Source organism: Haematobacter sp., assembly GCF_032102465.1.
Classification (GTDB): Bacteria; Pseudomonadota; Alphaproteobacteria; order Rhodobacterales; family Rhodobacteraceae; genus Haematobacter.
The window spans coordinates 17,789-27,998 of sequence record NZ_DAMDHB010000043.1; the positions used below are offsets into that span (position 1 = coordinate 17,789).

The window sequence follows — 10,210 nt, forward strand, 5'->3', positions numbered from 1 at the left end:
GAGCGCAAGCGGTGAGGTGGCCTACAGGGGATACTGGCTTACAGGGGATACTGGCCGGGCCGTGTTTCCATGGTGATCCAGCGCAGATCGGTGAATTCGGCGATCCCCGCCTGGCCGCCGAAGCGGCCATACCCCGACGCCTTCACCCCGCCGAAGGGCATCTGCGCCTCATCATGCACGGTCGGCCCGTTGATATGGCATATGCCGGAGCGGATCTGGCGCGCGACGTCCAGCCCGCGGGCCGTATCGCGTGTGAAGACCGCGGCAGACAGTCCATATTCGGTATCGTTGGCAATACGGATCGCATCCGCCTCGTCCGCCGCGCGGAACAGCGCCACGACCGGGCCGAAGCTTTCCTCATAGGCGATGCGCATGTCGGGGGTGACGCGGTCCACCACCTGCGCGGGCATGAGCACGCCTTCGGGCGCACCGGCCGAATGCACTTCCGCCCCCTTTTCACGCGCATCCTCGATCAGCGCAGCGACCTTCTCCACCGTCCGCAGATCGACCACCGCGCCAAGCGGCGCCCTTCCGTCCACCGGATTGCCCGCCGTCAGAGCCTTTGCGCGCGCGATGAACTTCGCCGCGAAACCCTCCGCGATCTCGGGGGCGAGGATGATGCGTTCGGTGGACATGCAGATCTGGCCCTGGTTGAAGAAGGCGCCGAAAATCGCGGCCTTCACGGCTTCATCCACATCGGCATCCTTGAGGACGAGGAGCGGCGCCTTGCCTCCCAGCTCCAGAAGCACGGGTTTCAGGTTTCGTGCCGCGCGCTCCGCGATGATCCGGCCAACCTTGGTCGAGCCGGTGAAGTTGATCCGCCGCACCGCGGGATGGTCGATAAGCACGCCGACGATATCGGCCGCATCCTCGGGCGCATTCGTGACGAGACTGACCAGACCCTTGGGCAGACCCCCCTCCTCCAGCGCCTCGACGATGAGGGCGTGGGTCAGCGGGCAGATCTCGGAGGCCTTGAACACCACCGCATTGCCGCAGGCCAGCGGAGTGGCCAGCGCCCGCGTGCCGAGGATGACCGGCGCATTCCATGGCGCGATGCCCAGCACCACGCCGGCGGGTTCCCGGATCGACATCGACAGACAGCCCGGTTTGTCGGACGGGATCACCTCGCCTGCCACCTGCGTGGTAAGCGCGGCGGCCTCACGCAGCATGGAGGCCGCGAGCGAGACGTTGAACCGCGCCCAAGGCTCGGTCGCGCCGATCTCGGCGGCCATCGCCGCCACGAAGCGGTCGCCCTTCGCCGCCAAAGCATCCGCAGCCTTGAGAAGCGCGGCGCGCCGGGCGTTGGGGCCAAGCGCCGCCCATCCGGGGAATGCTGCGGCAGCGGCATCCACCGCCGCGACCGCATCCTCGACCGTGGCGGCCGGTGCCTCGCTCGCCACGGCGCCGGTCACCGGGTTCAGACGCTGATAGGTCCTGCCGCCGCCCGATGCCTGCTCCGCGCCACCGATCTTCATCTTCACCATCGTCATTTCCATCCTCCGGGCCGTCTGCTTATGGTCAGCGATACTACGCGCTATTGGCGGCCGCTCGACAGAGATGAAACGCCGCAGCACCGTCCGATGGTGCCGCGGATGTTTGTCGCACCTGATTCTTCGACCACCCCCGCGCGAGCCGGCATCCAGCGCCGCGAATCCCGTGGCAGAGCCGACAAAGACGGATAAAACTGCCGGTAATTCCACAATCAGGCGATATTTTCGCCAGAGCTGTGGCGAAAGACGACGGATCCGGTGCGGAAAGCCGCTGAAAGGCCTTGTTCGAATCCCGCGTTTCAGGCAGTTATTTACGCCAACAACAGAATAAAACGACCAGAAGCGTAACTAACGATCTGGCGCGAGGCAGTAGATGACAAAACAGGAACGCATTGACGTTCTCGTGGGAGAACACGCCGCGCGTCTTTCGGAGCGGCTTCAGGCGCATCGTGCCCAGCTTTTCCCTCCCGACGCCCGCAAGGAGTTGCGGAAGTTCACCTCCGGTGAGGTGGCCGAGCTTCTGGGCGTTAAGGATGCCTATCTGCGGAAACTGCATCTCGAGGGACGCGGCCCGAGCCCGGAGACGCGGGCGGGCGGGCGGCGTTACTACTCCCTCGCAGATGTGCAAGCTCTGCGCGAAACCCTTGAAAAGGGGGCGAAATCTCCCGGAACCTATCTGCCCGGGCGGCGGGAAAACGACCATCTTCAGGTGATCGCCGTCATCAATTTCAAGGGGGGCTCCGGCAAGACGACGACTGCCGCGCATCTCGCGCAGAAGCTCGCGCTGGACGGCTACCGGGTCCTGGCGGTCGATCTGGATCCGCAGGCGAGCCTCAGCGCGCTGCACGGGTTTCAGCCGGAATTCGACCTGATCGACGGCGGCACGCTTTACGACGCGATCCGTTACGATGTGCCGGTGCCGCTGGCGGATGTGATCCAGCCGACCTATTTCCCCAATCTCGACATCATTCCGGGGAATCTCGATCTCATGGAGTTCGAGCATGACACCCCTCGGATGCTCGCCTCGCGCACGGGGCAGTTCTTCTTCACCCGCGTCGGCGACAAGCTGGCGGAGGTGGAGGCGAATTATGATGTGGTGGTGATCGACTGCCCGCCGCAACTGGGCTTTCTGACGATGTCGGCGCTGTCTGCTGCCACCGCGGTATTGGTGACCGTCCATCCGCAGATGCTGGATGTGATGTCGATGTGTCAGTTTTTGCTGATGACGTCCAACCTGCTCGGGGTGGTGTCCGAAGCGGGCGGCAACATGTCTTATGACTGGCTGCGTTATGTCGTGACCCGCTATGAACCGGGCGATGGGCCGCAGAACCAGATGGTGAGCTTCATGCGCTCCATGTTCGGGGAACATGTGCTCAACCATCCGGTGCTGAAGTCCACGGCGATTTCTGACGCGGGAATCACCAAGCAGACGCTCTACGAAATCGAACGAACCCAATTCGTCCGTGCCACCTATGAGCGTGCCATGGAAAGCCTGAATGCGGTGAACGGCGAGATCGAGGCCCTGATCCAGCAGGCCTGGGGCCGGAAGGGAGGCGCGTGATGGCACGGAAAGACCTTCTCAAAGGGCTTATGGACGCGGGAGACCCCCCCTCCCCTGCCAGCGTTTCGACCAGTCAGCCGATTCCCCGGCCCGGTCGCGGTGCCATTGGCGCGGTCAGCCAGTCGATCGCCGATCTGCGCAGCCGCTCGGTGATCGACGTGCCTCCTGACATGATCGACAATGCCGGAATTCGCGACCGGCTGGATGACGACCCTGAAGGTATCGCGGCGCTGGCCGAAAGTATTCGCGATTACGGCCAGCAGGTGCCCGTCCTTCTCCGCCACTCCCCCAATTATGAGGGTCGGTATGAGGTGGTTTATGGCCGGCGCCGCGTCTCGGCACTGAAATTGCTTGGGCAACCCGTCAAGGCGATGATCCGCAACCTGAATGATCGCGAGCTGGTGATCGCGCAGGGGCAGGAGAACACCGCCCGCAAGGATCTGAGCTTCATCGAGAAAGTGAACTTTGCCCGCGCGATGCGCGACGAAGGCTTTGACCGGAAGATCATCTGCGACGCGCTTCAGATCGATAAGACATTGATTTCACGTATGCTTTCCGTTGCGGATTCAGTGCCCCTGCCCCTGATGCGCGCCATCGGGACGGCACCGGGGATCGGGCGGGATCGCTGGACGACCCTCGCCTCCAGGCTCAAGGGCCGACGTATTGAGGATGTAATCCCGCTTGCAGACGGCGCTACCTCGGATGCGAGATTCGAGGCAGTTCTGGCCGGTCTGACGCAGCGGGCGCCCTCCCCTGCGCCAGACAAGGCCCCGCTGACCGGCAACGGCGGCGAACGGTTGGGCGCGGTTTCACGCAACAGCCGTGCGACCATGCTTACAATAGACAACAGCCAGCATGCGAAATTCGCGGAATGGCTGGTTGAGAATATCGACGAAATTCACCGCAGCTGGCTTGCCAGCGGCGAGGAATGATCAGGGCAACAACAAGGGAGCACGAAGCAGGACAAAGAAAAGCCCCTCAGGACATGACATCCCGAAGGGCCGTTCCGTCGATCTAGCACTTCGAACGTAGCGGCTTTCGTTGACAGCTGTCAACTCCCGTCTTTCTGCGGCGGCCGATATTTCGCGTCCTCGTGACATGATATGAAGCATATTTCCATAACGCCTTTCGGGCGGCCGGTTACGGCTGACCTGATGGCGGCGCGCGCTCTGGCGCGAGGCTCGGCCGAAGCGACAGCGGTTCCGAAATGGGAGCCTTTGCGCGATCTCACAGTCGCACGAAAGGCGTTTTCACTTTCCGATCGCGATCTGTCGGTCCTGCACGCACTTATCTCGTTTCTTCCAGGCGACGTCATCTCGCCCGACGGCTGCATCGTCTTTCCCTCCAACGCGACGCTCTCGCACCGCGCGCACGGGATGCCGGAGAGCACGCTACGTCGCCATATCGCGGCCTTGGTCGCAGCGGGCATGATTCTTCGTCACGACAGCCCCAATGGCAAGCGCTACGCAACCCGCGCCAGCGAATCGCGACCTGCCCGTGCGTTCGGTTTTGACCTTGCACCGCTCGCTCGGCGAGCTGTTGAAATTCGGTGCATGGCGGATGAATGCCGCCGCGCCCATGACCAGCATCAACAACTGCGAGAGAGTGTCGTCCTCAGGCTTCGGGACGCGATTCAACTTGGGCAGTCCGACAGTCTTGCATTGACGGAGATGAAGAAAGCCCTTCGGCGTAAGCTTTCACACCTAGAACTTGAGCAAATTGCCGAGCTGTTAAACCAGTTTTTCGCGCCAGCCGAACTGGAAGAAACGAGCGGCAATGACGATCAGAATGAGCGGCACATACAGGAAAACAACACAATAACGATAGAAAAAACTACGCGGGTGCCCGTCACACCGGAGTTAGCTGAAGTGATGGAGTCCTGCACGGAATTCGCAAGTTTTTATCCCGTGAAAAGCTGGCGAGACTTCATCCAGGCTGCAGAGCAGGTGCGCCCGATGATAGGCATCGACGCCGGCTCCTGGCAGAAAGCGCTCGAAACCATGACCCCGGAGTGCGCGGCCGCGACGGTTGCTTGCATTCTACAAAGACTGAAATCCATCCGTCATCCGTCCGCATACCTTCGGGTTCTGGCCAAAAAGGCCGTGAATGGTGCGTTCTCGCTGGAAAAGATGGTCCGAGGACTGCCACGAAGGGCGGTTGCGGCAGGTTGACAGCTGTCAACGCGGTGATGTTGACAGCTGTCAACTCAACCTGCTTGCAAATCCTGCTCCTTATGAGGAACATTCGGCATGGTCGATAACTCTACCACCCTAGCGCTCGCCACCGGGCTCAGCAGCGACCTTGCCGAGCTTTACCGGCGTGGAACGCCCGAAAACACACTCCGCGCCTGGGAACGGGACCTGGCATATATCTCCGCTTGGCGCATGCTTCGTTTCGGCACAGCGCCGATCTGGCCGGAACGAGAGGACGTCGCCCTGGCTTTCCTCCTTGATCACGCGCGCGATCTGGAAGAAGCCGCCGCGCATGATCCAGCACGTCAGGCAGCGGAGCGTTTGATCGCCGATGGGCTTCGCCGCCAGCTTGCCTGCCCGGCGGCTGCGACGCTGGACCGTCGCATTGCAAGCTGGCGCGCCTTCCATCGCATCCAGAACCTGACTTCTCCCTTCGAGCTTCCGCTGATCCGCCAGGCGCGACAGAAGGCCCGGCGCGCTGCTGATCGGCCGCCGTCGCCCAAATCGGCGAACCCGGTGACCCGCGAAACATTGCTGCAACTGGTGGCGGCTACAGGGCCGGACATGCGGGGGCTGCGCGACCGGGCAATCCTGTTGCTCGCCTGGGCATCCGGTGGACGGCGGAGGTCCGAGGTCGTGTCGCTGAACGTGGAGGATCTGGACTTGCGAGAGTTCGACCGGAACGGACATGTCTGGATACGGCTGCCGGGCACCAAGACCACGCGGAAAGGCGCTACCCCGAAACTCGTTCTGAAGGGCAGGGGCGCTCGCAGTCTCGTCGCGTGGCTGGACGCTGCGGGAATACAAACCGGTCCGGTCTTTCGGCCGATCAGCAAGTCAGACCGGGTGCTCAAACGCCGGCTGACACCGGAGGGCGTGGCAGCGGTGCTGCGCCGTCTGATCCGCGAGGCCGGGTTGCCGGAGGGGTTCGCCTCACCGCACGGCTTGCGCTCCGGCTTTCTCACGCAGGCTGCACTGGACGGCGCGCCCTTGCAGGCGGCGATGCAACTTTCTCTTCACCGATCGGCTGCGCAAGCACAGAAGTATTATGCCGACGTCGATATCGCGGAAAATCCCGCAACCAATCTGCTGGGTGATTAGACGTTATTACATTACATTCAGGTAACGGTTTTCAGTCGTGCCTTCCCATGGCACAACTGGCCCGAAACGGAGGAGCCCCATGTCAGATACCCTCAACCACAGTCTCGTCCTTGCCTCGCGGCCCGATGGGAGTCCCACCCCCTCCAATTTTCGAATGGAGGAGACGCCAATACCTCTCCCGCGGGAAGGGGAGGTTCTGCTCCGCGTTCGCTACCTGTCACTCGACCCCTATATGCGCGGCCGGATGAGCGCGGCGCGTTCCTACGCGGCACCGGTGGAGGTGGGCGCCGTGATGGAAGGCGGCACCGTGGCGGAGGTCGTCGTTTCGCGCAATCCGGATTACCGGGAGGGCGATGTGGTGCTCTCCCATTCCGGCTGGCAGGAATACGCGCTTTCGGATGGCGCAGATCTGCGGAAGCTCGATCCCGAGGAAGCCCCGGTGACGACATCGCTTGGCGTGCTGGGAATGCCGGGGTTCACGGCCTATTCGGGGTTGCTCACCATCGGCCAGCCCAAACCGGGGGAGACGGTCGTGGTTGCGGCGGCGAGCGGGGCGGTGGGCTCCGTCGTCGGGCAGATTGCGCGGATCAAGGGCGCGCGGGCTGTAGGCATCGCGGGCGGGGCTGACAAATGCGCCTTCGTGCGGGAAGAACTGGGTTTCGACGCGGCCATTGACCACCGCGCGCCCGACTTCGCCGCGCGTCTTGCCGAAGCCTGCCCCAACGGCGTCGATGTCTATTTCGAGAATGTCGGCGGCAAGGTCTGGGACGGAGTGTTTCCGCTGCTGAACACCTTTGCGCGGATCCCCGTCTGCGGTCTCATCGCGCAATACAATGCCGTCGGCGTGCCGGAAGGGCCGGACCGGCTCCCCGGCTTGATGCGGCAGGTGCTCTCCAAAAGCCTGCTGATCCGCGGCTTCATCCAGCGGGAGTTCGTGGACCAGCGCCCCGCCTTCTACCGCGATATGGCCGGGTGGATCCGGGAGGGGCGCATCCGCTACCGCGAAGATATTGTGGAAGGCGGGCTTGCCGTCGTTCCGGAGGCGTTCATCGGGCTGTTGGAGGGGCGGAACTTCGGCAAGCTTGTGGTGAAGATTTCCTGACGGACGTCAGGATTTCGCCGCGAACATCCGCCCGATGGTGTTGAGCAGGATCTGCGCGGCAAGGATCGCCGTCGTCCCCGTCCGGTCATAATCGGGGGCGACTTCCACGAGGTCCACGCCGACGATCCGGCCGCGCTCGCACAGCCCAGCGATCAGCTCCAGCACCTCATAATAGAGAAACCCGCCGTGGCTGGGCGTCCCCGTGCCCGGCGCGATCGAGGGGTCGAACCCGTCGATGTCCAGCGTCAGGTAATAGCGCGCACCGGCCGGGATCCTGTCCAGCACGCGCTCCACCCCCAGCTTGCGGAACTGGCGGACGGAGAGGATGTCAGACCCCTGTGCGCGGGCATAGTCATACCCTTCCTTGGCTGTGGAGGAGACGTTGCGGATGCCAAGCTGGCTCATCCCCGTCACCCACGGCTTTTCCGAGGCCCGGCGCATCGGATTGCCATGGCCGAAGCGGACACCGTGCCGTTCGTCCACGAAATCCAGATGCGCGTCGATCTGGACGATGTGGATCGGCTCCTGATCCTCGAATGCGTTGATGCAGGGAATGTTGACGGAGTGGTCGCCCCCCAGCACCACCGGCACGGCGCCGGCCGCGAGGATCTTTCGCACCCCGTATTCAATGGCGGCGTGGCTGCCCATCGTATCGGTATGCACGATATCCGCATCCCCCAGATCGACGATCCGCACCCCCTCCAGATAGGTCGTGTCATCCTCATGGTCATAGGCACCCGCGTGACCGAAGGAGAAGAGCGTGGAGGCCTCCCGGATGCCCCGCGGTCCGAAGCGGGCGCCGGAGCGCCATTGCGTGCCGAAGTCGAAAGGCGCCCCCAGGATCGCCACATCGGCCGCGATACTGTCCCAATCCTCCACGTAGCGGCTTTTGGCGAAAGTCGGAATGCCGACGAAGGGCAGGTTTAGGCGACCGGATTCGTAGCCGTGGGAGGACATGGGCGAGCTCCTGTTTCTGTCGCGTGGATAGTGCAGGGGCGCACGGTCGCTGCAAGGGAATTCCGCCGCTTGACGGGGCAGGGCGGGGCTGCCTTCCTTGCGCCGCGCGCCGGCCCGCCGCCGACACGTGAATCGGCCCTGCAAGTGGAAAAGATCATGGACATCGAAGGCGCGCTGGACGCTCTGCCAAACCTGTATCCGGGGCCTGGGGGCGTCGCGGGGATCGTGCGGGAGGGCAGGGTCGTGGCCGCGCGAAGCTGGGGGTTCGCCGACCTTGCCGCCCGCCGCCCGATGACAGAGGCGCTGCGGCTGCCGATCTGCTCCATCTCGAAGCAGTTTACTTGCGCGGCGCTGCTGGCGGAGATCGGCGATCCCGCACGGCTTGACGACCGCCTGGCCGGATATCTGCCCCGGTTCCGCGACCGGCTTCCCACCACGCGGCAGCTTTGCGACAATCAGTCGGGTCTGCGGGACTACTGGGCGCTGACGGTGCTGCAGGGCGCGCGCGCGGAGCAGACCTTCCGGCGGGAGGATGCCCTGCCCCTGCTTGCGCGCATGAAGACCGGCCATTTCGCCCCCGGCTCCCGCTATTCCTATTCGAACGGCAATTTCCGTCTGCTCGCGGAGATGCTGGAGGCCGCGACGGGGGAGGATCTGGCAACGCTCTACACGCGCCACATCTTCGGCCCCGCAGGGATGGAAGCGGCGGCGCTGGTGCCCGATACCCGCCACCCCCCGGACGGGGTCACCGGGTATGAGGGCACGCTGGACACGGGCTTTTTCCCCGCCGACAACGGTATCTGGTGGAAGGGGGATGCCGGGATCTCCGCCTCGCTTACCGATATGCTGGCCTATGAGGCGTGGATCGATGCGACGCGCGACGATCCGGGCGCGCTCTATTCACGCATTTCGTCGCCGGCAAGTTTCGCGGACGGCAGCCCCGCGCCCTACGGCTACGGTCTGTCGCGCGGGCAGGAAGGCGGCCTGGCGGTAACCGGCCACGGCGGGGCGCTGCGGGGGTTTCGGGCCTACAGGATACATGCGCGGGAAGCACGTCTCTCCGTCGTGGTCATGTTCAACCATCAGGCGGATGCCCAGTCGGCAGCGCGGAGCTTGTTCCGGCGTATGCTGGATCTTCCCGATCCGGCCATGGTCCCGCCCTCCGAGATCTGGGACGGACATTGGCTCTGCCGGGAGACGGGGCTGTCAGCCAGAATCGACGGCGGCACAGCCCCCCGTCTGCGTTATGCCACATCGCCGGAACCCCTGACCTTCCGCGACGGTGGTCTGGAAGCGACCGGCATCCGGCTGGAGAGAGGGGAGGGGGGTATGCTGATGACGCGGTCCGCAGACAGGTTGTCCGCGCAATTGGAGCCGCTGCCGCCGGCCGACAGGGAGATACCCGAAGGCCACTTCCGCTCCGATGAGCTGGAGGCCGAGATGGTGCTGATGCCCGCGGCGGGGGGCCTCTATGTCGGGTTCAGCGGGATGCTGGGGCAGGGGCCGATGGAACTGGCCCGCCCTCTCGCCCCCGATATCTGGCTCGTCGCGACCCGCCGCTCCATGGATGCTCCCGCTCCGGGGGACTGGACGCTGCGCCTTCGGAGGGACGGAGCGGGCCGGATCACGGGCGCCGAACTCGGCTGCTGGCTGGCCCGGGGGATCGCCTATCGCCGGCAGGGATAGGTTGCGCCCAGAAGTCGTGCTTTTGCCTAATAATTAGACAATTTCAGAAAAAGTGCATCGGGATGTCATTTTCTGCTTGCGGGATTGTTTGTGATTACCTAGATACCGCTTCACCGAGACG

8 protein-coding genes are annotated in these 10,210 nt (G+C 63.9%); 6 read left to right on the forward strand and 2 right to left on the reverse strand.

All coding sequences use genetic code 11. The features are described 5' to 3' along the window. Positions 1 to 38 precede the first annotated feature (38 nt). The gene (locus RT513_RS18235) at positions 39 to 1,490 is read right to left on the reverse strand and encodes an aldehyde dehydrogenase (RefSeq protein WP_290687000.1); all 1,452 of its coding nucleotides are present in this window, start codon (positions 1,488 to 1,490) and stop codon (positions 39 to 41) included. 373 nt (positions 1,491 to 1,863) lie between these two features. On the opposite strand from RT513_RS18235, the gene repA reads away from it, so the two are divergent. The 5 genes from repA to RT513_RS18260 all read left to right on the forward strand — a co-directional run bounded on the left by repA (position 1,864) and on the right by RT513_RS18260 (position 7,446). Continuing rightward, positions 1,864 to 3,051: a plasmid partitioning protein RepA gene (repA, locus tag RT513_RS18240; protein WP_088215584.1), complete on the forward strand. Its 1,188-nt coding sequence runs from the start codon at positions 1,864 to 1,866 to the stop codon at positions 3,049 to 3,051. Continuing rightward, on the forward strand, positions 3,051 to 3,983 hold the full coding sequence (repB, locus tag RT513_RS18245) for a plasmid partitioning protein RepB (protein WP_290687003.1): 933 nt from the start codon (positions 3,051 to 3,053) through the stop codon (positions 3,981 to 3,983). Before repA ends, repB begins: the two co-directional genes overlap by 1 nt. A gap of 171 nt (positions 3,984 to 4,154) precedes the next feature. Then, complete coding sequence (gene repC / locus RT513_RS18250) at positions 4,155 to 5,222, forward strand: plasmid replication protein RepC (protein ID WP_290687005.1); 1,068 nt, start codon at positions 4,155 to 4,157, stop codon at positions 5,220 to 5,222. Positions 5,223 to 5,300: 78 nt separating this feature from the next. Further along, entirely contained in the window at positions 5,301 to 6,344 is a 1,044-nt protein-coding gene (locus RT513_RS18255) for a tyrosine-type recombinase/integrase (protein WP_290687007.1), read from the forward strand. Positions 6,345 to 6,423: 79 nt separating this feature from the next. Then, the gene (locus tag RT513_RS18260; RefSeq protein ID WP_290687009.1) at positions 6,424 to 7,446 is read left to right on the forward strand and encodes an NADP-dependent oxidoreductase; all 1,023 of its coding nucleotides are present in this window, start codon (positions 6,424 to 6,426) and stop codon (positions 7,444 to 7,446) included. A gap of 6 nt (positions 7,447 to 7,452) precedes the next feature. Here RT513_RS18260 and speB read toward each other — a convergent pair whose 3' ends face one another. Continuing rightward, positions 7,453 to 8,403 (reverse strand): agmatinase, encoded by a 951-nt coding sequence (gene speB, locus RT513_RS18265; protein WP_088215579.1) that lies wholly within the window; start codon positions 8,401 to 8,403, stop codon positions 7,453 to 7,455. 156 nt (positions 8,404 to 8,559) lie between these two features. Here speB and RT513_RS18270 point away from each other — a divergent pair, with 156 nt between their 5' ends. Then, entirely contained in the window at positions 8,560 to 10,089 is a 1,530-nt protein-coding gene (locus RT513_RS18270) for a D-aminopeptidase (protein ID WP_290687012.1), read from the forward strand. Positions 10,090 to 10,210: the final 121 nt, after the last annotated feature.

Bases quoted from the DNA above. Each gene is read 5' to 3' on its own strand.
- RT513_RS18235 (WP_290687000.1), bottom strand. From the start codon at position 1,490: ATGACGATGGTGAAGATGAAGATCGGTGGCGCGGAGCAGGCATCGGGC.
- repA (WP_088215584.1), top strand. From the start codon at position 1,864: ATGACAAAACAGGAACGCATTGACGTTCTCGTGGGAGAACACGCCGCG.
- repB (WP_290687003.1), top strand. From the start codon at position 3,051: ATGGCACGGAAAGACCTTCTCAAAGGGCTTATGGACGCGGGAGACCCC.
- repC (WP_290687005.1), top strand. From the start codon at position 4,155: ATGAAGCATATTTCCATAACGCCTTTCGGGCGGCCGGTTACGGCTGAC.
- RT513_RS18255 (WP_290687007.1), top strand. From the start codon at position 5,301: ATGGTCGATAACTCTACCACCCTAGCGCTCGCCACCGGGCTCAGCAGC.
- RT513_RS18260 (WP_290687009.1), top strand. From the start codon at position 6,424: ATGTCAGATACCCTCAACCACAGTCTCGTCCTTGCCTCGCGGCCCGAT.
- speB (WP_088215579.1), bottom strand. From the start codon at position 8,403: ATGTCCTCCCACGGCTACGAATCCGGTCGCCTAAACCTGCCCTTCGTC.
- RT513_RS18270 (WP_290687012.1), top strand. From the start codon at position 8,560: ATGGACATCGAAGGCGCGCTGGACGCTCTGCCAAACCTGTATCCGGGG.